Origin of the sequence: Chromobacterium sinusclupearum (assembly GCF_002902845.1) — a bacterium.
Taxonomy (GTDB): domain Bacteria; phylum Pseudomonadota; class Gammaproteobacteria; order Burkholderiales; family Chromobacteriaceae; genus Chromobacterium; species Chromobacterium sinusclupearum.
This window is the reverse complement of sequence record NZ_PPTF01000023.1, coordinates 19928-43707: the sequence shown is the minus strand read 5'-3', so window position 1 is coordinate 43707 and position 23780 is coordinate 19928. Positions and strand designations below refer to the sequence as shown.

Annotated in this window: 23 protein-coding genes; 15 read left to right on the top strand and 8 right to left on the bottom strand. The window is 64.6% G+C overall.

Annotated elements, in window-relative coordinates; translation table 11 throughout:
• Positions 1–147: 147 nt before the first annotated feature.
• The 12 genes from C2134_RS07520 to C2134_RS07465 all read left to right on the top strand — a co-directional run bounded on the left by C2134_RS07520 (position 148) and on the right by C2134_RS07465 (position 13127).
• Complete coding sequence (locus tag C2134_RS07520; RefSeq protein ID WP_103318861.1) at positions 148–1572, top strand: phage tail sheath subtilisin-like domain-containing protein; 1425 nt, start codon at positions 148–150, stop codon at positions 1570–1572.
• Between the two features lie 66 nt (positions 1573–1638).
• The gene (locus C2134_RS07515; protein WP_103318859.1) at positions 1639–2013 is read left to right on the top strand and encodes a phage tail protein; all 375 of its coding nucleotides are present in this window, start codon (positions 1639–1641) and stop codon (positions 2011–2013) included.
• 65 nt (positions 2014–2078) lie between these two features.
• Positions 2079–4112 (top strand): glycoside hydrolase family 19 protein, encoded by a 2034-nt coding sequence (locus C2134_RS22100; protein ID WP_103318857.1) that lies wholly within the window; start codon positions 2079–2081, stop codon positions 4110–4112.
• Entirely contained in the window at positions 4112–5419 is a 1308-nt protein-coding gene (locus tag C2134_RS07505; RefSeq protein ID WP_103318856.1) for a DNA circularization protein, read from the top strand. The genes C2134_RS22100 and C2134_RS07505 overlap by 1 nt, the downstream gene beginning before the upstream one ends.
• A complete protein-coding gene (locus C2134_RS07500) occupies positions 5403–6449 on the top strand; it encodes a phage baseplate assembly protein (protein ID WP_233196384.1) in 1047 nt (348 codons plus the stop codon). The genes C2134_RS07505 and C2134_RS07500 overlap by 17 nt, the downstream gene beginning before the upstream one ends.
• 10 nt (positions 6450–6459) lie before the next feature.
• On the top strand, positions 6460–7101 hold the full coding sequence (locus C2134_RS07495) for a phage baseplate assembly protein V (protein ID WP_103318853.1): 642 nt from the start codon (positions 6460–6462) through the stop codon (positions 7099–7101).
• Positions 7102–7158: 57 nt separating this feature from the next.
• On the top strand, positions 7159–7509 hold the full coding sequence (locus C2134_RS07490; RefSeq protein ID WP_103318851.1) for a phage GP46 family protein: 351 nt from the start codon (positions 7159–7161) through the stop codon (positions 7507–7509).
• Entirely contained in the window at positions 7509–8597 is a 1089-nt protein-coding gene (locus C2134_RS07485; protein ID WP_199179893.1) for a baseplate J/gp47 family protein, read from the top strand. Before C2134_RS07490 ends, C2134_RS07485 begins: the two co-directional genes overlap by 1 nt.
• Positions 8594–9172, top strand: coding sequence for a YmfQ family protein (locus C2134_RS07480; RefSeq protein ID WP_103318847.1), 579 nt, complete (start codon positions 8594–8596; stop codon positions 9170–9172). The genes C2134_RS07485 and C2134_RS07480 overlap by 4 nt, the downstream gene beginning before the upstream one ends.
• Positions 9173–9265: 93 nt before the next feature.
• Positions 9266–11026: a tail fiber protein gene (locus C2134_RS21835; protein WP_233196383.1), complete on the top strand. Its 1761-nt coding sequence runs from the start codon at positions 9266–9268 to the stop codon at positions 11024–11026.
• Positions 11027–11036: 10 nt separating this feature from the next.
• A complete protein-coding gene (locus C2134_RS07470) occupies positions 11037–11615 on the top strand; it encodes a tail fiber assembly protein (protein WP_158248715.1) in 579 nt (192 codons plus the stop codon).
• 183 nt (positions 11616–11798) lie between these two features.
• Positions 11799–13127 carry a gp53-like domain-containing protein gene (locus C2134_RS07465; protein ID WP_103318844.1) on the top strand — a complete coding sequence of 443 codons (1329 nt, stop codon included), beginning with the start codon at positions 11799–11801 and terminating at the stop codon, positions 13125–13127.
• A 66-nt stretch (positions 13128–13193) separates the two neighbouring features.
• Here C2134_RS07465 and C2134_RS07460 read toward each other — a convergent pair whose 3' ends face one another.
• Genes C2134_RS07460 through C2134_RS07450 form a run of 3 tightly spaced genes read right to left on the bottom strand, consistent with a single transcriptional unit; the run spans position 13194 to position 15204 of the window.
• Positions 13194–14084: a DMT family transporter gene (locus tag C2134_RS07460; RefSeq protein WP_103318842.1), complete on the bottom strand. Its 891-nt coding sequence runs from the start codon at positions 14082–14084 to the stop codon at positions 13194–13196.
• A complete protein-coding gene (locus tag C2134_RS07455; RefSeq protein WP_103318840.1) occupies positions 14081–14725 on the bottom strand; it encodes an alanyl-tRNA editing protein in 645 nt (214 codons plus the stop codon). Before C2134_RS07455 ends, C2134_RS07460 begins: the two co-directional genes overlap by 4 nt.
• Positions 14726–14748: 23 nt before the next feature.
• Positions 14749–15204 carry a GNAT family N-acetyltransferase gene (locus C2134_RS07450; protein ID WP_103318839.1) on the bottom strand — a complete coding sequence of 152 codons (456 nt, stop codon included), beginning with the start codon at positions 15202–15204 and terminating at the stop codon, positions 14749–14751.
• A gap of 176 nt (positions 15205–15380) precedes the next feature.
• Here C2134_RS07450 and C2134_RS07445 point away from each other — a divergent pair, with 176 nt between their 5' ends.
• Together C2134_RS07445 and C2134_RS07440 are read left to right on the top strand one after the other, a co-directional pair.
• Positions 15381–15692, top strand: a complete 312-nt coding sequence (locus C2134_RS07445; RefSeq protein ID WP_103318837.1) for a superinfection immunity protein — start codon at positions 15381–15383, stop codon at positions 15690–15692.
• A 71-nt stretch (positions 15693–15763) separates the two neighbouring features.
• Positions 15764–16957 carry an amino acid aminotransferase gene (locus C2134_RS07440; RefSeq protein ID WP_103318835.1) on the top strand — a complete coding sequence of 398 codons (1194 nt, stop codon included), beginning with the start codon at positions 15764–15766 and terminating at the stop codon, positions 16955–16957.
• Positions 16958–16998: 41 nt separating this feature from the next.
• Here the strand turns inward: C2134_RS07440 and C2134_RS07435 are convergent, their stop codons facing one another.
• Positions 16999–17985 carry a hypothetical protein gene (locus C2134_RS07435; protein WP_103318833.1) on the bottom strand — a complete coding sequence of 329 codons (987 nt, stop codon included), beginning with the start codon at positions 17983–17985 and terminating at the stop codon, positions 16999–17001.
• Positions 17986–18567: 582 nt separating this feature from the next.
• On the opposite strand from C2134_RS07435, the gene C2134_RS07430 reads away from it, so the two are divergent.
• Positions 18568–18855 (top strand): hypothetical protein, encoded by a 288-nt coding sequence (locus tag C2134_RS07430; protein ID WP_103318831.1) that lies wholly within the window; start codon positions 18568–18570, stop codon positions 18853–18855.
• 118 nt (positions 18856–18973) lie between these two features.
• Here the strand turns inward: C2134_RS07430 and hutH are convergent, their stop codons facing one another.
• From hutH to hutG, 4 genes are all read right to left on the bottom strand, one after another.
• Positions 18974–20506 (bottom strand): histidine ammonia-lyase, encoded by a 1533-nt coding sequence (hutH, locus tag C2134_RS07425; protein ID WP_103318829.1) that lies wholly within the window; start codon positions 20504–20506, stop codon positions 18974–18976.
• Positions 20507–20566: 60 nt separating this feature from the next.
• Positions 20567–20953: a lipocalin-like domain-containing protein gene (locus C2134_RS07420; protein ID WP_233196382.1), complete on the bottom strand. Its 387-nt coding sequence runs from the start codon at positions 20951–20953 to the stop codon at positions 20567–20569.
• 63 nt (positions 20954–21016) lie between these two features.
• Positions 21017–22687, bottom strand: coding sequence for a urocanate hydratase (gene hutU / locus C2134_RS07415; RefSeq protein ID WP_103318826.1), 1671 nt, complete (start codon positions 22685–22687; stop codon positions 21017–21019).
• A 151-nt stretch (positions 22688–22838) separates the two neighbouring features.
• A complete protein-coding gene (gene hutG / locus C2134_RS07410; RefSeq protein ID WP_103318825.1) occupies positions 22839–23771 on the bottom strand; it encodes a formimidoylglutamase in 933 nt (310 codons plus the stop codon).
• Between the last annotated feature and the right edge of the window lie 9 nt (positions 23772–23780).

Sequence of the window (23780 nt, the reverse complement as noted above, 5' to 3'; positions counted from 1 at the left end):
ACTCAATTACAACGTCGCCGGCTCCGCCGGCGTCAAGGCCCAGGACGTCGTCAACGCCCCCAAAGCCTGAAGCCGCCCACGCCTTTCCCCTCGCCGCGCCGCTCGGCGCGGCTCCTTTCCCAACCGCCAAATCAGGAGCTTTTCCTCATGGCCAGCCCCAACATCAGCTTCGACCAGATTCCGGCCTCGATCCGCAAGCCGGGCAAGTACTTCGAGTTCAACACCAAACTGGCGGTGCGCACGCTGCCGGGCAATCCGCAACGCGTGCTGGTGATCGGCCAGCGCCTGGCCGATACCGCCGCCCAGCCGGCGCTGGCCGCGCTGGACGTGTTCAGCGACGAGCAGGCCGCCCAGGCTTTCGGCCGCGGTTCCTTCGCCCACCTGATGGCGCGCGCCGCCATCAATGCCAACCCCTACCTGCAGCTGACGGTGATCGCCGTCGATGACAATGCCGCCGGCGTGCCGGCCGCCGGCAGCTTCACCTTCAGCGGCCCGGCCACCGCCGCCGGCGTGCTGAGCCTGTACATCGGCGCCGCCCGCGTGGACGTCGCCGTCGCCGCCGGCGACGACGCGCCCAAGATCGCCGCCAACGCTCAGGCCGCGCTGGCCAAGCTGACCGACCTGCCGATCACGGCTGTCGCGGCCAAGGAAGTGCTGACCCTCACCGCCCGCCACAAGGGCAGCCTGGGCAACGCCATCGCGCTGAAGGCGCAGGAGCAGATCGCTGGCCTCGGCGTCGTCGTCGCGCCGATGAAGGGCGGCGCCGGCGATCCGGACATCGCGCCGGCCCTGTCCGCCGTAGCCAGCGGCGGCCATCAGATCATCGCCAGCCCGTTCACCGGCGATGCCGCGCTGACCGCGCTGCGCGCCCATCTGGATTTCGTGTCCGGCCCGCTGGAGCAGCGCGGCGCCATCGGCGTGATCGCCAGCACCGGCGCGCTGGCCGACGCCAGCGCCCTGTCCGCCAAACTGGACAGCGGCCGCATCACCGCCGCCTGGTATCGCGGCTCCGCCAAGCTGCCGGGCGACATCGCCGCCGCCTACGCCGCGGTGATCGCTAGCGAGGAAGATCCGGCCCGTCCGCTGAACACGCTGGAGCTGCCAGGCCTGGACGTGGTGGACCTGGCCTACCGCACCACCCGCACCGAGCAGGAAAGCGCGCTGTACAACGGCGTGACCCCGCTGGAGGTGGCCGCCGGCAACCGCGTGCAGATCGTGCGCGCCATCAGCACCTACACCAAGGATGCGCAGGGCGTGGACGACGTGTCGCTGCTGGATATCACCACCATCCGCACCCTGGACTACGTGCGCCGCGCCTGCCGCGAGCGCATCGCGCTGCGCTTCCCGCGCGAAAAGCTGTCCGACCGCACGCCGTCCAAGGTCCGCTCCGAGCTGCTGGACGTGCTGTACAAGCTGGAAGAGCTGGAAATCATCGAACAGGTGGAAGCCAACAAGGCCGGCCTGATCGTGGAACGCGATCTGCAGGACGCCAACCGCCTGGACGCCAAAATCCCGGTGGACGTGGTCAACGGCCTGCACGTGTTCGCCGGCCGCATCGATCTCTTGCTGTAACGCTCTCCCCTTTGCCGGCCGGCGCCGCCGGTCGGCCCCTTCTCTAGAACCCACAAGGAAAGACTCATGGCTCTCAAAGAATACGCAGGCTCCATCGTCCTGGAAGTGGACGGCCAGGAAATCGATGTCATCGACCTCAACGTCAGCAGCAAAACCGGCCGCAAGCTGGTGAAAACCATGAACTCCAGCGGCCGCGCCAAAGGCTTCGCCCGCGGCGTGTCGGAATACGAACTGGCCGTGACCGTCTCCATTCCGCTGAGCGGCGAGATCGACTGGGAAGCGATCGAAGGCGCCAAGCTGACCGAGTTCCCGCTGGCGCCGGGCGGCAAACGCGTGAGCTACCTGGACTGCTTCACGCTGGAAGTCGGCGAGAAATACGGCGTGGAAAACGAAGCTCGCCGCGATATCAAGCTGATGTCGCTGCGGAAGGTCGTCGAATAAGCCAACTGTCTTGAAACCAGCGCGGTGCGCCATGCGCATCGCGCTTTCCCGGAGATACGAGCGAAATGAGCAAGAAACAGCCTAATCAAGCCGCCGCCAATAACAAGGCGGTCCTGATCAACGCCATGCTGCAGGCGGGCATCCACGATCCCAAAGAGCAGGCAATGTTTCTGGCCCAGACAGCCCATGAGAGTTGGGACTTCAGTCACATGCGCGAAGGGAATTATCGCAATGCCAGCAATCTCCTAAGTACATTTAAGAACAGACTCAAAACCCAAGGGATCACCACAGAACAACAGGCTCAAGCGCTGATCAATTCCGGGCAAGAAAAAGTCTATGACGCCATTTACGGCGGTCGTATGGGCAACAAAAACCCAGGAGATGGGATCAAATATCGCGGCCGCGGCTTCGTGCAATTGACCGGTCACGATCAGTACGCTGCCGCAGGCAAAGCGCTCAAGCTCGATCTCATCAACCATCCCGAACTGGCGGAAGACCCCTCCAACGCAGCCAAAATCGCTGTCTGGTATTGGCAAAGCCATAAAGGTTTGGCTGAAGCAGGCCGGGCAGGTAATGTCAAACAGGCAACTCAGATTATCAACAGCGGCCAGAACGGCTATGCCGAGAGAAAAGCAAAATACGAGCAGTATCTAAAACAAGGCCCCATCCAAGCCCCGTCCGCTACCACGCCAGCACAGTCTGCGCCGGTTCTTTCTGGCCCCAATCAGCATGCCGATGTAGTCCAACCGGCTGCTCATACGCCTCTGCCACAAGCGAAGCCCCAGGCAAAGAAAACCGCAGCTCTCGCAGCCACGCCTGTACAATCTGCGCCTGCTCATACAACACCTCAGCGGCAAGGGAAGTCCCAGGCAAAGAAAACCGCGGCCCGCGCAGCCACGCCCGTAAAATCTGCACCTGCTCACCCTGATCACACTCAGCATGTCGATGCAGTTCAGCCGGCTGCTCATACGCTTCTGTCGCAAGCGAATCCCCAGGCAAAGGAAGCCGCAGCCCGCGGAACCACACCAGTACAATCTGCACCTGCTCACCCTGCCCCCACTCAACATATCGATGTAGTCCAACCTGCGGCTCATACACCTCCACCGCAAGATAATTCCCAGGCAAAGAAAACCGCAGCCCCAGCACCCGCGCAGCCTGCTGCCCAGGCCAGTCAAGTCGAACCCAATGCCATACTGGCCCAGCGAGCCCACTTTAATGGCTATCGCTACAAACTTGGCGGCAACGGAGAGAAAGACGCTAAAGGAGTAAACCGCATCGACTGCTCCCATCTGGTCAACCAGGCAGTCAAGGGCGCGGGCTATGCCATTCCGTACCAGACCACTGCGGACATGGCCCACTCCGAATATTACGAGGAAGTCGATCCGAAAGACGTCAAACCCGGCGACATTGTTCTGTGGCAAGGGGACAAGAACCATACCGGCATCGTAGAGAACTACGACGCTAAGACAGGTAAAGGTAACTTTTTCGGTGCCCAATCTACAAAGGGCGCATCGAGCGCCAAGCTGGGCTCCGGTTATTGGAAGGCGCCGCAAAAATTCCTGCGGCCCAAGGCAGAGTACCTAAAGTCCTCTCCCGCCATGCCAGCCCAAGTTCAACCGCAGGCAGGAGCCGACGCGCCTAAGCCAGCTGTCCCAAAACCTGCGACGCCACAGCCTATCGCGCCAAAAGCGCCAACCCGCCAGAACACAGCCCCCGACAAAGTGCAAGCGGGCAAGATTGCCGTCAGCGGCGCAGTCGATCCCAAACATGCCTCGCTCACCCCTGCTGCTGCACCAGCCACCCAGGGAGCTAAAACACCGGCGCCAGCAGCCACTGCGCTCCCCAAGCCCGCAAGCCCAGCAAAGTCGCCCCAGGCCATGCCCAAGCCGGCGGCGGCGCCCAAAAAATCTGCGCCGACCGGTCAAGTCGCACCTGCTCTCGGCAATACAGCCGAATCGCAGCTATCCGCCCTGATAGCCCAACTCAGCGCCGCGCTGGCGCAGCTGGCCCAACCGATACGCGTGGTGGTCGACGTCCAAAACGGCAACATCGTCGCCGCCGTCAACGCCGCCAATAGCAAGCAACAAAGGAGGAATTGATGTTCAGCCTCAATGTATTCGCCGGCGTCCCATCCGCCGGCGCCATGGTGGACGCCAGCTTTCGCGGCGTGCGCTTCGACTGCCTGAAAAGCGTGGACAGCGCGCAGCGCGATCAGGCGCTGCACGAATACCCGTACAAGGATGGCGCGGACGTGGAAGACCTGGGCCGCAAGGCGCGCAAGGTGTCGCTGTCCGCCATGTTCTGGGGCAAGGACTACCAGCGCCGGCTGCGCGAGCTCGTCGCCGCGCTGGATGCCGCCGGCCCCGGCGAGCTGGTGCACCCGGTGTTCGGCAGCATGCCGCAGGCGCAGGTGCTGGATTACCAGATCAGCCACGACGCCGACGCGCCGGACTCCTGCACAGTGGACATCAACTGGGTGGAAGCCACGCCGGGCAATCCGTTTTTCGCCGCCGGCGCCGCCCTGCCGCAGGTGGAGGCCATCTCGTCCCAGGTGGACAAGCTGCGCCAGATGGCCGGCGAGGCCTTCTCCAAGGCGCAAGGCGTGGTGGCGACGGCCAAGGGCGCGCTGGGCCGGGTGGCCGCGCTGCGCCAGCAGCTCACCGCCACGGTGGGACAGCTGGCGAAAATGGCCAACCAGGCGGTGGCCCAGGCCACGGACCTGCTGGCCTATCCGCAGGCCTTCGTCGCCCAAGCCGCCCAGCTGGTGGACGCAGCCGCCAATTGGCGCCTGGATCTGAAAGTCGATCTCGGCCCGCTGCCGGCGCTGAAAACCGCCGCCGCGCTGCCCTCCGCCACGCTGGCCGACTGGAAAGCGCTGCGCCGCCGCCTGGAAAACCTGCCGGCCACGGTGCGCCAGAATATCGCCCCGCTTGCCGCCGGCACCTCGCTATCGGTCTGGGCCGATGACCAACGCCGCATCGACGCCATGTTGCAGCTGCATGTCTCCACCAAACTGGCCGCCGCGGCCGCCGGCATCTTTCAAAGCGAGGCGCAAAAGCCAACGCTGACGCCGCCGGCGCTGGAGCAGATCGCCGGCGACGTGCGCGGTTCGCTGCAAGCCACCATGGAGCAATGGCGCGCCGGCATGGCGTCTGAAGATGCGTATCCGGTGGTGGACGGCCTGCGCACGCTGGGCCTGCAGGTGCAGCAAAGCGCCGCCGCGCTGATCGCCGCCAAACCGCCCTTGCTGAAGCGCAAGGTGGAGGCCGCCTGCAATCTGCGCCAGCTGGCCCACCTGTGGTATGGCGACAGCCCGCGCGCCGACGAGCTGCTGCGGCTCAACCCGCAGCTGTCGCAACCGAATCACCTGACTCCGGGAACCCTGGTCTATGGCTACGCCCGCTAATCACGCCGTCAGCCTGCAAATCAACGGCCGCCAGCACGGCGACTGGACCCACTACGCCATCGATTCCGACCTGGCCATGGCCGCCGACGGCTGGCAGGTGTCGCTGGGCCTGCCCGGCGGCGCCTTTCCGCCGGAAGTGGAGCCGGGCGCGCTGGTGAAAGTGCAGGTAGGCGGCGAAACCGTGCTGCTGGGCCGCATCGACGACATCAGCCACAGCGTCGCCTCCGGCAGCCATCAGCTGGCGCTGTCCGGCCGCGACCTGGCCGGCATGTTGCTGGACTGCAGCGCGCCCTTGTTCACCGCCAAGGGCATGACGCTGCAGGACGTGCTGGACAACGTGGTGAAGCCGCTGGGCATCGCCCATATCCGCGTCGGCGCCAAGGCCCAGGGCCAGATCGAGAAGATCAACGTCGATCCCGGCAACAGCGCCTGGGACGTGCTCACCCGCGCCGCGCAGGCCAACGGCCTGACCGCCTGGTTCGATCCGGACGGCACCCTGGTGGTGGGCGGCCCGGACTACAGCCGCCCCGCCACCGCGCGGCTGATCCTGCGCCGCGACGGCAAGGGCAACAATGTGCTGAGCCTGAGCGAAACCCGCTCCCACGCGCAGCGCTATTCCGAGCTGACCCTGCTGGGCCAGGCCCATGGCCAGGCATTGACGGCCGGCCGCCACGCCATGCGCCATCAAACATTCGATTCCGACGTCTGCTATCACAAGCCGCGCATCCAGGTGGAGCCGGACGCCGCCAGCCCGGCCGAACTGGCCGCGCGCGCCGACAAGATGCTGGCCGACGCCCGCCTGGCCGGCTACACGCTGACGGCCACCGTGGCCGGCCACCGCGACAGCCAGGGCGCGCTATGGACGCCCGGCCAGCGCATCGAGGTGGAAAGCGAGCCGCACGGCATCCACGGCACCTATTTCCTGATGGCGCGCAGCTTCGAAGGCGGCCGCGGCCAAGGCTGCGTCACGCGGCTGACGCTGAAAGAAGACCAGTGCTGGATACCGGCGATGCGCGCCGGCAAAGCATAAGGAGAAAAACATGTGGCATGAAGTAGACCAACGCATACGCCGCGCCTTCAGCAATGTGCGCCAGGGCTTCCGCGCGGCGCTGACCCATGTGGACAGCGGCGGCGGCGTGCAACTGGCCCAGGCCGACGCGCTGGCCGGCGAGCGGCTGCAAGACGCCGAGCTGTTCCAGCATTACGGCTACACCTCCAATCCGCCGCCCGGCAGCATGGCCATGGTGCTGCCGCTGGGCGGCCGCAGCAGCCACAGCGTGGTGATCGCCACCGAGCACGGCAGCTACCGGCTGCAATCGCTGCAACCGGGAGAAGTGGCGCTGTACAGCGACGAAGGCAGCAAGATCGTGCTCAAACGCGGCAGGATCATCGCCGTAGAGTGCGACACCTTCCAGCTCAGCTGCAAGAACTGGCAAGTCAACGCCAGCGAGCAAGCCAGCTTCACCACCCCCGCCTTGAAAACCAGCGCCCAATTCACAGCCCAGGGCCAGATCAACGGCAACGGCGGCCTGGCCATCCAGGGCGGCAGCGGCGCCAGCGTCAACGGCGACATCCAGCTGTCCGGATCGATGAACGCCAGCGGCGACGTCAAGGCCAGCGGCAAGAGCCTGGTCTCGCACACCCATGACGCACCGAACGGCCCCACCAGCCCGCCCAAATAAGCCGCGCCACTGACCGGCGTCCTCTGCCGCCTCCTTCCCCCATCCAGGAAAATAGCCATGGACCCACTATTGGACCCCGTCACCGGCGACTACGCCGGCGGCGCCACCAACACCCTCGCCAACGCCGTCTACCTCCGTCTGATGACCCCGCTGGGCGGCTGGTGGGCCGATGCGACGCTGGGCTCCCGCCTGCACGAACTGTCGCGCAGCAAAGACAGCAGCCGCATCGACCTGTTGGCCTGCCAGTACGCGGAACAAGCGCTGCAACCCCTGCAACAGGACGGCCGCGCCAGCCGCATCCAGGTATCGGCGCAGCGGCAAGGCCCCGGCCGCCTGCTGCTGAGCATTGAAGTGGCCGAAACCGGCGGCCACATCCGACATTTCCAACATCAAGTGAGGATAGCCTGATGCCCCTGTCCACGCCCGACTTCGCCAGCATTCGCGACGCGCTGCTGCGCGACCTGCAAAACCTGCGCGCCGACGCCGCCACCGCGCCTGACAGCGACAACTTCGTCCGCGCCAGCGCCACCGCCGGCGCGGTGGAAGGGCTGTACCAGCACCAAAGCTGGATCGCGCGCCAGATCTTCCCCGACACCGCCGACAGCGCCTACCTGGAACAGCACGCCCGCCTGCGCGGCATCGTGCGCAAGCCTGCCGCCGCCGCCAGCGGCTGGCTGCAGATCAACGGCGCGCCCGGCGCCCTGGTGGCCAGCGGCCTGCAAGTCCGAGTGGGCGACCAGCTGTACGTCGCGCAGCCCTTCGATGCCCAAGGCAAGCCGGCGCCGGACCGGCTGGACGTCAACGGCCAGGCCAGCCTGCCCATCCAAGCCAGCCAGCCCGGCAGCGCCGGCAATCAACCCGCCAATCTGCCGGTGGAACTGATGCAGGCGCCGTCCGGCGTGGCCAGCAAAGCCATCCTGCTGGCAATGACCGGCGCCACCGACGAAGAAAACGACCAAGCCCTGCTGGACCGCCTGCTGGAGCTGATCCGCCGCCCGCCCGCCGGCGGCAATCAATACGACTACCGCCGCTGGGCGATGGAAATCGACGGCGTCAGCGCCGCCTACGTCTACCCGCTGCGGCGCGGCGCCGGCACCGTGGACGTGGTCATCACCGCCGACGGCAGCCTGCCCTCGGATAAAACGCTGGCCAAGGTGCAGGCCCATATCGAAGATTTGCGGCCCGTCACCGCCAAAAACTGCCTGGTGCTGGCGCCCACGCCGCGCCCAGTGGACATCGACGTGGCGCTGGATCTGGGCGGCATGAGCGCGGACGCCTTCACGCCGTTGCTGCAGCAAACGCTGCAAGCCTATTTCGCCGGCCTCGCGCCCGGCGAGCAGCTGGTCAAAAGCCGGATCGAAGCGATGATTTCCGACCTGCCCGGCGTGCAGGATCGCCAGCTCAACGCCCCGGCCGGCAACGTCAAACCGGTTTCCGACGCCAGCAAGGTGGAATGGCTGCGGCTGGGCCAGCTGACGGTGAGGGCGCTGAAATGATGCCGCAACCGCCCTACCAGGAATTGCTGACCCGGCTGCTGCCGCCGGTCAGCTACAGCCCGGACGGCCCGCGGCTGCAAGCCGAACTGGCCAGCGAAGGCGTGGCGCTGGACCGCGCGCAAAGCTCTGCCCGCCAGCTGGCCGGCGCCGTCACTCCGCTGCAAGCCGAGGCTCTGCTGCCCGACTGGGAGCGCGTCTGCGGCCTGACGCCGCCGCCTGGCGCGCCCTACCAGCAGCGTCAGCAGGCCGTGCTGGCCAAGCTGGCCGAAACCGGCGGCCTGTCCATCCCCTACTTCACCCGGCTGGCCGCCGGCATGGGTTACAAGATCCAAATCGCCGAGCCGCAGCCGTTCCGCGCCGGCGTCAACCGCGCCGGCCAGCAGCTGTGGAGCGAAGACATCCCCTGGGTGTGGCAGGTGACGGTGTTCGGCAGCAAGGTCCGTCCCTACCAGTTCCGCGCCGGCCAATCGCTGGCGGGCGAACGCCTCACCGCCTTCGGCGACCCCAGGCTGGAGGAAATGATCCAGGACCTCAAACCGGCCCACACCTTCCTTTACTTCGCCTACCAGCCGTAACCCCGCGCTGCGCGCGCCCTCTGCCCGCCCCTCTCCTCACCCGGCCCTGCCGCCAGCGGCAAGCCGCCTCCCATCCATTCCTCAGGAGCGCCCATGCAAGACCCCATCAAATCCATTCCTACGCCGGACCAGAAATTCCACGACGGCAACCCCGCCTCCGGCGAACTCGGCACCATCGTCAGCGCCGACTGGCTGAACAATGTGCAATCCGCCCTCCAGGCCACCCAACAGGAAGTGCTGTCGGTGCTAAAAGACACCGGCCAAGCTAGCGACCCGGCGCGCCAGGACCAGCTATTGCAGGCCGTGAAGAAAATCGCCTGGGGCGGCAACAGCAAGCCCACCACCCTGGCGGGGTATGGCATTACGGATGGTTTGACGCTGCGGCCCCAGCTCGGTGATCGCATCGATTTGAACAACATCACGGACGATGGCCTCTACCACAACCCGGGCAACGCCTACGCCGCCAACGGCACCAACTACCCGGCGCCGCGCGCCGGCCTGCTGTTTGTTTTATCCGATGAAAATATGGTCTACCAGACCTACCAATGCTATGACAACACCGGCTGCTGGTACCGCTGCCGCTACCGCGGCAACTGGAGCCAATGGCAAAAGCTGGCCGACGCCGCCACCACGCTGGCCGGCTACGGCATCACCGACGGCGCCACCAAGGCCGAGCTGAAAGCGGCGGTGGATGGCCTGGTCAGCGGCGCGCCCGGCGCGCTGAACACGCTGCAGGAATTGGCGGCCGCGCTGGGCAACGACAACAACTTTGCCGCCACCATCACCAACAAACTGGCCGGCAAGGCTGACAAGTCCAGCTCGCTGGCCGGCTACGGCATCAACACGTTGGCGCTGTCCACCGCGCAAACGTCGCAGATCTTCAAAACCACGCCCAACGTCTACGACAACAATCTCTACACCAATGGCACGCTGGAGCTGCGCTCCACCGGCACCGACTTCCCGGCCCTGGGCCTGCACCGTCCCGGCAATAGCGCCGTGGCCTTGGTGCACAAAAGCTATGGTGACGATACCTTGGTTTTGAAAGAGGCAACAGGCAGCGAATACCGCGTGTGGCATTCGGGAAATGACATTCAAATCATCAAGAAACGTCGCTACCGGGTTCATACAGATGACGGCACATCCCTGGATACCTCGATCTCCGCTGGCGAAATGGGCTTCAACTATGGGACTTCCAGCGGCGTCAATGGCCCGTTCATCGCCTTCGGCGGCCTAGGCGGCAGCATCGACTACTCCTGCCAGCTGACAGCCGATTACGGCAGTGGCAGCATCATGCGTTTCCGCACTCGAAACGACGACAGCGCCGGTCACTGGAATCCCTGGCGCACCCTGATTCATGAAGGTCATCTGACCGGCCAGGTCGCCTTCTTCGCCATGTCCGCTCCGCCGCAAGGATGGCTCAAAGCTAATGGCGCTGACGTGAGTCGCAAAGACTATCCGTCCTTGTTCGCGGCGCTTGGCACCTATTATGGCGCTGGCGACGGCTCCACCACTTTCAACCTGCCGGACCTGCGCGGCGAGTTTGTGCGTGGATGGGATGACGGTCGCGGCGTGGATAACGGACGCGGTTTCGGCACGAAACAAAACCCTACCGCGATTCGCTGTCTGATCGATAAGTATAGCGGCGCCTATCCTGCAGGCACCTTCGCAGTTGGCGCATGGGATACCGAAAATGATTGGACCAACACAGTGGTCGAGGGAAATAAAACCCCAACTGATCTGAACAATACAACCTATTACGTTGCCAATGCATCCGCAGTTCCCGGTTCCGGCGATAACGGTGCCTTCTCCACCCGCCCCCGCAACGTCGCCCTGCTCGCCTGCATCAAATACTGAGGAACCCGCCATGTCTGACAACAACAAAACCGTCTACGCATACCACCCGCAAACCGGCGAATACCAGGGACAGACTGCGGCCGATCCATCGCCGCTGCAACCCGGCGTCTGGCTGCTGCCGGCCTACAGCACTGAGTTGCAGCCGCCAGTCGCCGCCGAACGCCAGACTGCCGTCTTCCACGACGGCGGCTGGACCGTCACACCGGACTGGCGCGCCGTCAAGCTGTGGAGCGTCGACACCGCGCAACCAGTCCAGGCCCGCCTGGGCGACACGCCGGACAGCCTGCGCGCCACCCTGCTGCAACCGTGCGAATTTCCGGCCTGGGACGGCAAGGGCTGGGCCATCAACAAGACCGCCCAGGCCGCCGCGCTGGCGCAGAAGACCAACACCGAGCTGAAGCAGCGTCTGGCCGACGCCTACGCCGCCCGACGTCCCTTGGAGGACGCCGAATCGCTCGGCATCGCCTCTGCGGCTGAACTGGACAAACTGGCAGACTGGAAGCGTTACTGCGTGGACCTATCCCGTCTGCCCGATCTGGCGATGTGGCCGCGGCTGGTCGAAACCGACTGGCCCAAACAACCGGCCTAGATATCGTCAGGCGTTCCTCTGCAAAACGGTGGCGCATGCTGCCGTTTTTCGCTTTGCGCGCACTGAAATCCGTCCACTGATCCACCCAAGCCTCCTGCCGCACAATCGCTTCCATTCTCAATCGGCGACATCTGTCATCGGCCCCAGCGGCCGATTTCTCATTACCAGCGGGAGGCGCTTTCCATGCAAGACCAGCTCAAACCCATCACCAGCCCGGACGGCCTGTTCCATGACGGCAACCCCGCCACCGGCGAACTCGGTACCATCGTCACCTCGGATTGGCTCAACGGCGTGCAATCCGCCGTTCAGTCCACGCAACAGGAGCTGCTGTCCGTCCTCAAGAGCAGCGGCCAGAGCCCGGACCCGGCGCGCAAGGATCAGCTGCTGCAGGCGGTGCAGAACATCGCCTGGGGCGGCAATCAAAAGCCAACTACACTGGCGGGGTATGGCATTACGGATGGGGCCAGCAATACGGACTTACAAACTGCCATGGATGCCTCTCACACGTTGAGATATGGCGACTTCCTTCGTACCACCAACTCAAAAAATGCGACGGGTCGCGTGATTGGCGTAGGAGAGAATAGACTATATCTAGGCGACATCGACGGCATAGCCGAGCAGCTTTCCTTTCAAGTCGCCGGTATTCCCGTAGCCAATGCCAGCAAAGATGGTTTGGCCTTAAATGGCATACCCACCACCACAACTCCCGCTGTAAACGCCAACACCAAACAAGTGGCAAATGTGGAGTATGTGCAAGCTGCCATCAACAACCTAGTGTCGGGCGCCCCGGATACGCTGAACACACTGAAGGAATTGGCAACTGCGCTCGGCAACGACAGCAATTACGCTGCCACCATCACCAAGCAGCTGGCTGCCAAAGCGGACAAGTCCAGCACGCTCTCTGGTTATGGCATTACAGATGGCGCCAGCAAAACCGACCTGCAGACTGCTATTGATGCTTCCCGTACATTGAAATATGGGGATTTCCTTCGCACCTCCAACGCGAAAAACGCGACAGGCCGCGTGTTTGGCATGGGGGAGAACAAGCTCTATCTTGGCGACATTGACGGCGTAGCCGATCTGCTTTCCTTGCAAATCGCCGGTATCACCGTGGCCAACGCCACCAAGGACGGCCTGACCTTAGCTGGGGTGCCTACAACGCCTACTCCTTCGTCGGGAGCCAATCCCAAGCAGGTCGCCAATGTCGAACACGTCACCTCTTCGATTCTTGGCGTCTTTGCGGGCGTTTTGGATAATCCGGGCTACCAGAAATTTCCCAATGGTCTGACGCTTCAATGGGGAACCGCCTACATTCAAGCAGGCATCGCATCGACCCAGGTATCTTTCAAAACCCCATTCAGCACAGGTCCGTTGATCCCACCTATCGCCATCAACAACAGCAGCGCATACAACACCGTAGTCAGCAGCTATTCCAACACGGGCATGGTCCTTTCCAACTCATCATCTTCTTCAAATGCGGGAACTATTTCATGGTTCGCCATCGGCATTTAAAGCACATGTTCCACGTGAAACCGCGCCTAGTCAGCGCGGTTTTTGCATGGCATGGCGTGGCACAACTCAGCGCAGCACAACCAGCGCGGTGCCGGCGCAGCTAACTGCCGCGCCTATCCAGGCTAGCAGCGGCGGCGGGCGCCGCAACACTACCCACAGCATGGGCAGGATCAGCACCGGGCTCAGAGCGGACAGGATGCCGACAGTCGCTACATTGGCATGCTGCAAGGCCAGCATGATCAGCGTCATGCCCAGGCCCAAGGCCACCAGGCCGTTCAGCGCGGTCTGGCCCAGCATGCGCGGCGTGTAAGGGCCGCGGCTTTTCGCCAGCCGCCAGCCGCTGGCCCACAGCAGATAGTGCGCTCCGCAGCTGACGCCCATGCGCAGCGCCGACGCGGTGACCGGCTCCAGCCCGGCCGCCATCGCCGGTTTGGCGAAGAAGGTGCCCAGCGCTTGGCACAACGCGGCCGCCAGGCCCAAGGCGACCCCGGAGGCCAGCTTGTCGTTGCGCTCCCATACGTGGGCGTCTACTTCGCGCCGGCCAAAGGCCACGGCCAGCAGCACGCCGCCAAACACCAGCGCGCTGCCCAGCATGGCGCCGGCGCTCAGGCGTTCGGACAGAAACAGCACGCCCAGCAGCACCGAAAACACCGAGTGCGTGGCGAACAACAAGCCGGTGCGGCGCGGCCCCAGCCGGTTCATCGAGGCGAACATCACCGTGTCGCCCAGGAAGATTCCAGCCAGGCCGGAAATGAGAACCGGCCACAATGCGGCTGCGCTGATGCTATGCCAGCCGCCTGACAGCAGGCTGTAAGCGCCCAGTACGATGGTCAGCAGCGTCAACCGCAAGCGGGTGAAGGCAAAGGGGCCAAAATGGCGGGAAGGCGCGGCGCCCAGCAGGCCGCCCAAGGCCCAGCAGCCGGCGGCGCCGACTGCGGCAAAGTCATACCACATCATTCATCCAATAAATAAATTTCGACGCGCTCTTTGCCCTTGCCGATATTGCGGCGCTTGAGGGCGATGTTCCCCACTTCGCCGCTGCGCTTGAGGTGGGTGCCGCCGCAAGGCACGCGGGCGAAGCCGGGCAGCTCCCAATAGCGGCGCTCGGCCGCCTCATCGGAAAAGGCGCTGGCGATGGGCAGATCGGCATCGATCAGCCGCTGCGCCTCGGCGGCAATAACGGGCAGCAAAGCGGTGATCTGCTGGTCCAACGCAAAGTCTATCCGCGCCTTGTCCGCCGCGATATGCGCGCCTATCTTCGCCACGCCGGCCGTCTGGCGGCAGATCAGCTCCAGCACCAGTTCTGCGGCAAAATGCAGCCGCATCAGCCGATAGCGGCGCGGCCAATCTATTTTCACCGCCACCTCGGCGCCGGCGTGCAAGCCGTGATCCGGCTCCAGTGTATAAGCGATGTCCTGCCCCTGCTTCTCCGCCAAACAAACAGGGTGGCCGCCTATGCTGCCGCTATCGCTCTCCTGGCCGCCGGAAAACGCGTAGAAGATGGTGGCTTCCAGCCATACCCGTTCGCCATCGACTCGGCTGATTCGGGTGCTCAGCTCAGTCTGATAAGGGTTGATCCAGAATTGCTTGCCGGTCATGTCTGCAGACTCCTTCGACATCTTCAAGCGCCGCTTGTCTGGCCCTGGTCTGCCAGCCGCTGGTACACCTCCTGCTCCAACCGCTCCATCAGCCGCTCCGGTCGGGATAGCGGCGTAAAGCCGTATTGCGCGTACAAGCCGTGGGCGTCGGCGGTGGCCAGCATCATGCGGCGCAGGTTCTGCAGCTCTGGATGCGCCAGCATGGCGGCGACGATCTGCTTGCCTATGCCCTGCCCTTGCCGCCCATCCAGCACAAAGATATCCGCCAGATAGGCAAAGGTGGCGCGGTCGGTCACCACCCGGCCAAAGCCGACTTGGCTACCCGCCTCGTCATAGGCGCCAAAGCATAGGGAATGCTCAAGCGAGCGCTCGAAGATGTCGCGCGGCAGCCCGCGCGCCCAGTACGACTGCTGCGACAGATACTGGTAGATCCGCTCGCGGTCCAGCCGCAGTGGGTCGCAATCGATTTGCACCGCCATGGCCACGCCCTTGCGCTTGGAAAAGACCTAGCCTAAACAAGTTGCCGGGGCCAAACAAGCGTTTGGCATGAAAACAATGCGTTCATGCCAAAACTACCCTGATTTATGGAATTTCATTCCTTTGTTTCACGCAAAAGCCCGTTGCCAGCCGAGGAAAAAACTCGCACGATAAGGGTTTGCCCATCGCCGCCCTCGCCATGAACCCATTGCCGCTGCTGAGAAACCTGCTGTTCGCGCTGTTGGCGCTGGCCATCTTGCTATGGTGCTATGGCAGCTGGCAGAACCGGCCGGAGCTGGTGGAGGCCGCCATCTGGCTGGGCGATGGCCTGGCCATGGTAGGCGCCTATCTGGTGCCCACCTTCACCGCGCTGCTGGTAAAAAGCCCGCGGCTGCGCACCGTGGCGCTGCTGAATGTCGCGGGCGGATGGCTGATTCTGCCGTGGCTGCTGGCAATGGGCCTGGCGTTGAAACGCGACGACCTGGCCTGAGCGCCGCGCCGCACACCGGGCGACCCGCCGACGCAACAGGCGGGCGCCAGCACACCTAGAGGAGAAGACTCGTGTTCCAACATATCGACGCCTACGCCGGCGACCCCATTCTGTCGCTGGTGGAAGCCTTCGGCAAAGACGCCCGCGCCGACAAGGTCAATCTCAGCATTGGCCTGTATTACGACGAAGCCGGGCGCATCCCGCGGCTGAAGGCGGTGGAGCAGGCCGAAGCGCTGCTGGCCAGCCAGCCGCAGCCGCCGTGTACCTATCTGCCGATGGACGGCCTGGCGGCTTATCGCAACGCCATCCAGGCGCTGCTGTTCGGCGCCGAACACCCGGCCGTGAAAAGCGGCCGCATCGCCACGCTGCAGACGCTGGGCGGCTCCGGCGCGCTGAAAGTGGGCGCGGACTTCCTCAAGCGCTATTTCCCGACGTCCAACGTCTGGGTCAGCGACCCGACCTGGGACAACCACATCGCCATTTTCGAAGGCGCCGGCTTCACGGTGGAGCGTTACCCGTATTTTGATCCGGCCACCCGCGGCGTCGATTTCCCGGCCATGCTGGCCAAGCTGGAAACGCTGCCGGCCAAGAGCATCGTGCTGCTGCACCCCTGCTGCCACAATCCCACCGGCGCGGACCTGACAAACGCGCAGTGGGACCAAGTGGTGGCCGTGGCCAAGGCGCGCCAGCTGATCCCCTTCCTGGACATCGCCTACCAGGGGTTCGGTGCCGGCCTGGAGCAAGACGCCTACGCCATCCGCGCCATGGCCGATGCCGGCGTGCCCTGCCTGGTCAGCAATTCCTTCTCCAAGATCTTCTCGCTGTACGGCGAGCGCTGCGGCGGCTTGTCCGTGGTGTGCGACGACGCCGCCGAAGCGGCGCTGGTGGCCGGCCAGCTGAAGGCCACCGTGCGCCGCAACTACTCCAGCCCGCCGACGCATGGCGCCAAGGTGATTTCCGCCGTGCTGAACGATCCGGAATTGAGGGCGCTGTGGATATCGGAAGTGAATGAAATGCGCGAGCGCATCCAGGCGATGCGCGGCGTGCTGGTGCAGGTGTTGAAGGAAGCGCTGCCTGAGCGCGACTTCGGCTACCTGATGAACCAGCGCGGCATGTTCAGCTACACCGGCTTCAGCCAGGCCCAGGTGGACAAGCTGCGCGAGCAGTTCGGCGTCTATCTGGTGGGCAGCGGCCGCATGTGCGTGGCCGGCCTCAACACCGCCAACGCGCCCTATGTGGCCCAGGCTTTCGCCAAGGTGCAGTAAGCGCGGGCAGAATCAGCAAAGCGGCCATACGGCCGCTTTTTTCATGCGCGCACCATGCCGCGCCAGCCATGCCGGGCGGTATGCGCCGCCAACATCAGCCAGCCGGCATCGTCTTCCAGCTCGGCCAGCCGCAGACAGCTCAGCGCCAGCTTGATGCTGTGATCGTCGGCCTGCGAGCGGGCCATCGCGGCGATTTCCCCGGCGTCGATCAGCGGCATGCTCCCCGGCCGCGGCAAAGGCGGACAACCGTTGCAGATGTATATGCCCAACAGCGCCGCCTGCATCTGCAAGGCCGTGCTGTCCGGCACCTCACTCATGCCATGGCCGCGCGCCAGGCTCAGCGCCGCCTCCCAGCCGGTGAGCAGGTGCAACGCGTCAAACTCATGCCGCGCATGGAACAATAGCCGGGCATAGCGCCGTTGCTCGCGCGCGCTGGCCAGCAGGCCCGGCGGCAGACGTTCCGGCACATCCGGCAAGGCCAGCGCCGCCTCGATGTCATCCAAGATCAGCCGGCTATCCTCCGGCATGGTCATAGGCGCGGCCTGCCAGTCCCGCAGCACCTCGCCCAGGCCCAGCGGGGCGCTGGCAAGGCCAGGCAAGGGCAGCAGACGCCAGTGCGACAGCGCATAGGCCAACGCAGCGTCGATCTCCGGCTCCACGCCGCCGCGCAGCGCATAGGCCAAGCGGATCACGCCGTGGAACGACGCGGATGCCGGCGCGGCCAGCGCCAATTGCAAGCGAAGCGGCCAATGCCGCGCCCAGTCGCCGCGCCCGCGCTCCCAGGCAAAACGCCGCCGCCACGCGCCTTCGCTCTGCGCGTCGCCCAGCCAGCCGCGGGTATCGCCGATATCACGGCCATCGTCCGGCAGCGGTTCCAGATGGCTGCGCCGGGCCGCCAGCAGGCGCAACTCGGCGTCGCTGGCCCCCAACTCAGCCAGGGCCTGCAAAGTCATCGGCAAATGATTGCTCAAACCGCCACGGTAGCTGCCGCTGTAAGGCAGCAACTCAATCAACACATCGCTCAGCATGCCTCGCTCCATGGGAGTGCGTACGCTTTCAGTCTGATATTCACTTCGCTTAAATGCCAATTAGATTTAAGGATAGTCGCAATAGCCAAGCGCAATGCGAACCATGGCGTTGGTTTTGTCGAGATGCCGCTCAAACGCAAGCAAGCGGGGGAAAACCATTCCGCTCTCGCTGGACAGCCAGGCTTTACGTTTCTTTGCAAACCGTCCTTGCCGCTAGAAGCTTGCACAACATCCAACCATTAGAATTTGCTGATCTTATCCCATGAGGCGGCCAAGGCGCAGCCGCCCTAGGGGCTGTTGATGTTTGGTGAGCGATCGCGCCGGGATGCGTTTTACGGCGAATCGAGGCGTTTCGCGTGCCGCATAGTCATTCTCTGCCAGCGCGGAACAACGAAGAGTCGGCGCGAAAGGCGCCCGGCCCTGCGGGTTTGGCCGCTTTGGGCCGGAAGCCGCGTTGCCCAGCCCTTGCATAGAATGACTATGCGGCGGACTGTGCGCCTTGCTTCCGGCACAAATCGGCTCAAACGCGATCCACTCACCAAACGTCAACAGCCCCTAGTGTCTCCAGAAGAGATTTGCAGCATGCGAAACCTTGCCCACCACATCCTGCCGACTTCCGCCACCATGCTGGGCGTATGCATGACCGTCATCCCCATCATCAAGCTGATGAAGGTTGGCCATATCGGCACCATGATCGACGAGCTGCTGGCCGACGACAGCGTGATTTTCCTGATCAGCGCCGTACTGTCTTACTTATCGATACGCCGCCCCAGCTGGGGCCGTTTGGAACGGCATGCGGACATCGCTTTTGTCTTTGGCTTGTGCGGCATGTCGGTGTGCGCGGTGTTGCTTTCATTCGAGCTGTTGTAAGCCCGCTGCAAAATGAAACAAGGGCAAGCCTCTCGGCCAGCCCTTGCTTTCCATCACCATAAACGGATGACGCTCATGCGGCGGAACGCCCCGGCAACGCCGGGGCTTCCGCCCTACTTTACAGCGACGGCAGCACCCCGCCGCCGATCAAACCATTGAAGCGGCCGCTGGCCACCAAGGCGGCGGCTTTTTCGATGTCCGGCGCAAAGTAGCGATCCTTGTCGTAGAACGGCACCTGCTCGCGCAGCATGCCCTTGGCCGCTTCCAGCTTCTCGCTGGACTGGTTAGGTGCGCGGAAGTCTATGCCCTGGCATGCCGCCAGCAGCTCGACGCCCAGGATGCCGGCGGTGTTGCCGGCCATCTCCTTCAGGCGGCGGCCGGCGAAGGTGGCCATGGAGACGTGGTCTTCCTGGTTGGCGCTGGTGGGCAGACTGTCCACCGATGCTGGGTGGGCCAGCGACTTGTTCTCGCTGGCCAGCGCGGCGGACGTCACCTGGGCAATCATGAAGCCGGAGTTGACGCCGCCGTTGTTGACCAGGAACGGCGGCAGCTTGGACAGATTGCTGTCGATCAGCAGCGCCATGCGGCGCTCTGACAAGGAGCCGATTTCGGCGATGGCCAGCGCCAGGTTGTCCGCGGCGAAGGCTACTGGCTCGGCGTGGAAGTTGCCGCCGGACAGGATGTCGTTGTCGCCGGCGAACACCAACGGGTTGTCGGAAACGGCATTGGCCTCGACGCGCAGCACTTCCGCGGCGTGACGGATCTGCGTCAGGCAGGCGCCCATGACCTGCGGCTGGCAGCGCAGCGAGTACGGGTCTTGCACCTTGCCGCAGTTTTCATGCGAGCGCTCGATGTCGCTATGGTCCAGCAGCTGCCGATACAGGCTGGCGGCATCGATCTGGCCTTGATGGCCGCGCACTGCGTGGATGCGCGCGTCAAACGGGGTGCGGCTGCCCAGCGCGGCTTCCACCGACAGGCTGCCGGCCACGGTGGCGGACACGTACAGGTCTTCGGCGGCGAACAGCCCTTCCAGCGCGAAGGCGGTGGATGCCTGGGTGCCGTTCAGCAGGGCCAGGCCTTCCTTCGGCGCCAGGGTGATCGGTTCCAGGCCTGCGGCGCGCATCGCCTCGGCGCCGGACACGCGCTTGCCATCGACAAAGGCCTCGCCCTCGCCGATCAGCACCGCGCTCATATGCGACAGCGGCGCCAGGTCGCCGGACGCACCGACCGAACCCTTCTGCGGAATCACCGGGTAGATCTGGCGGTTGAACAGCGCGATCAGGGCGTCGATGACCTGGCGGCGGATGCCGGAGAAGCCGCGCGCCAGCGAGTTGATCTTCAGCGCCATCACCAGCCGCACGGTGCTGTCTTCCATCGGCTGGCCAATGCCGGCGGCGTGGGACAGCACGATGGAACGCTGCAGCAGCTCCAGCTCCTCGGTGGCGATCTTGGTATTGGCCAACAGGCCAAAACCGGTGTTGATGCCGTAGACGGTGCGGCCCTCTGCCAGCACGCGCGCCACGGTGGCGGCGGAGGCGTCGATCTCCGCATGCGCGGACGGATCGATCTGCAATTGCAGGCCGGTTTCACGTGAAACACGGCGCAGGTCGGCCAGCGTCAGCTGGCCCGGTACGATGTTGAGGATGCTCATGGCTTCTGTCTCTCTTGCTTCTCTTATGTTTTGCTCATCGATGGCTGATCCGGGCCGGATTCAGCCAATGCGGGACCAGATCAGCGTCACGCGCTCTTTCAATCCCTGGCCGGACAGCTTGAGCCGCCCATCGGGAAGCCGTTCCACCTCGCGCCGCATGGTCTGGCCAATGACTGCCGGCGCGCTGGATTGCAAGGCGGTGTGGTAGACCACGCCCGGCTCCTTGCCCAGCCGCCAGCGGCCGGTGTAGAAGTTGGACACCCGCTGCGCGTCTTCCGGGCTCGGATTGGCCAGCGGCTGTCGGTTCTGCGCCACGCTGACGTAGCCGCTGGCGGTATAGATCAGCGTGCCGCTCTGCTCGCCAGGCCAATGGAAGGCCTCGCCGTTTTCGCGGTGGACGATGAAATCGTCCAGCCTCCATTCGCCGATCAAATCGCTTGCATGCACTTCCTGCTCTCCCATAACGAGGTAGGCGGAACGCCCCGCCGATGGGGCTTCCGCCCTACGCGCTTACTTCAGCATCGGCAGGTCCAGGCCCTGTTCCTTGGCGCAGTTCACCGCGATGTCGTAGCCGGCGTCGGCATGGCGCATCACGCCGGTGGCCGGGTCGTTGCGCAGCACGCGGCCCAGGCGCTCGGACGCGGCATCGGTGCCATCGCAGACGATGACCACGCCGGCATGCTGCGAGAAGCCCATGCCCACGCCGCCGCCGTGGTGCAGCGATACCCAGGTGGCGCCGCCGGCGGTATTCAGCAAGGCGTTGAGCAGCGGCCAATCGGACACTGCGTCGGAACCGTCCTTCATGGATTCGGTTTCGCGATTGGGGCTGGCGACGGAGCCGGAGTCAAGGTGGTCGCGGCCGATGACGATCGGCGCCTTCAGCTCGCCGTTCTTCACCATCTCATTGAAGGCCAGGCCCAGGCGGACGCGGTCTTTCAGGCCCACCCAGCAGATGCGCGCCGGCAAGCCCTGGAAGGCGATGCGTTCCTTGGCCATGTCCAGCCAGTTGTGCAGGTGCGGATCGTCCGGGATCAGTTCCTTCACCTTCTGGTCGGTCTTGTAGATGTCTTCCGGATCGCCGGACAGCGCCACCCAGCGGAAGGGGCCGATGCCCTCGCAGAACAGCGGGCGGATATAGGCCGGGACGAAGCCGGGGAAGTCGAAGGCGTTTTGCACGCCCTCTTCCAGCGCCATCTGGCGGATGTTGTTGCCGTAATCCAGCGTGGCCGCGCCGCGGCTTTGCAGTGCCAGCATGGCGCGCACTTGCACAGCCATGGACTTCTTGGCGGCGGCGGTGATTTCGGCGGCGGCGGTCTTCTGCTTGTCGCGCCATTCGGCCACGGTCCAGCCCTGCGGCAGATAGCCGTGCACCGGGTCGTGGGCCGAGGTCTGGTCGGTAACCACGTCCGGCGTGATGCCGCGCGCCACCAGCTCGGCGAACACGTCGGCGGCGTTGCCCAAGAGGCCCACCGACACCGCCTTGCCCGATTGCTTGGCGTCTTCCAGAATCGCCAGCGCTTCGTCCAGCGTCTTGGCCTTGCGGTCCACATAGCGGGTTTTCAGCCGGAAATCGATGCGGGTTTCGTCGCATTCGACGGCGATCATGGAAAATCCCGCCATGGTGGCGGCCAAGGGCTGCGCGCCGCCCATGCCGCCCAGGCCGCCGGTCAGAATCCAGCGCCCCTGCGGCTTGCCGCCGAAGTGCTGGTTGGCCACCGCGTAAAACGTTTCATACGTGCCCTGCACAATGCCCTGCGAGCCGATATAAATCCACGAGCCGGCCGTCATCTGGCCGTACATCATCAGGCCCTTTTTATCGAGCTCGTTGAAGTGCTCCCAATTGGCCCAGTGCGGCACCAGATTGGAGTTGGCGATCAGCACGCGCGGCGCGTTTTCGTGGGTCTTGAACACGCCCACCGGCTTGCCGGACTGCACCAGCAGCGTTTCGTCGTCCTCCAGCCGCTGCAGGGTATCCAGAATCTTGTCGTAGCATTCCCAGTTGCGGGCGGCGCGGCCGATGCCGCCGTACACCACCAGAGACTGCGGGTGCTCGGCCACTTCGGCGTCCAGATTGTTCTGGATCATGCGGTAGGCGGCTTCGGTCAGCCAGCTCTTGCAGGTCTTCTCGCTGCCGCGCGGCGCGCGGATATGGCGGGATGCGTCAAAACGCGGGTCGGTCATGGGGGCTCTCCTCTGTAAAACTTACATGCCTGATTGGCCACGAAAACCACGAAAGGACACGAAAAGAAACCAGACTCAACGCTTCCTCTCGCTCATCCATAGCCCACGCTTTTGCGTGCTTTTCGTGGGTTTCGTGGCTGAAATTCAGCTTTTAACGCCGCAGATTGCGCGCCAACGACCAGGCCAGCCGCGCCGCCGCCTTGGCGCCGTGGCTGTCGATGTCGTATTCCGGGTTGAATTCCACCAGGTCGGCGCCGACCAGCTTGCCGCTCTTGGCGATGCGCGCAGCCAGCGACTCCACCACCGCGATGTCCACGCCGTAGCCGGCAGGGGCCGACACCGCCGGCATCTGCGCCGCCGGCAGCACGTCCAGATCGATGGTCAGGTAGACCACGTCCACGCTGTCGAGAAAGTCGGCCAGTTGGCCGCGGATGTCGGCCAGCTGCCAGCCGTTCATGTCGGTATCCAGCCGCCACTCGGCGCCCAGCTGCCGCGCGGTGTCGAACAACGCCTGGGTGTTGGCGGTTTCGGCCACGCCCAGGCACAAGTAGCGGAAATGCTGGCCATGCTGCGCGCAATCGGCGGCGATCTGCGCAAACGGCGTGCCGCTGGTGGCCTCGTCGGCATGGCGCAGGTCGAAGTGGGCGTCGAAATTGACGATGCCGATGCGCTTGCCGGGATGGGCATCGGCCAGGCCCAGCCAGTGGCCGTAGGCGGTTTCATGGCCGCCCCCGAGCACCAGCGGCAGATGGCCGGCGGCGGAAACTTGCTGCACCTTCAAGGCCAGCTTGCGCTGGGCGGCGTCCAGATTGCCGGCGTCGCACACCACGTCGCCTGCGTCGTACAGCGGCTGCGTGGGGTGGTAGGCCAGATTGGCCAAGGCCTTGCGCAAGGCATTCGGGCCGCCGGCCGCGCCGACGCGGCCCTGATTGCGCCGCACGCCTTCGTCGCAGGCGAAGCCGATGATGGCGATGCCCGGCGCGCCGCCTTCCGGCAAGGCCTGCACCACCTGGTGCCAGCGCCGCGCCGCCTCGCCTTCGCCGGCGTCGATGCGGCCGGTCCACACGCTCATATTGATGCTCATCGCTGAATC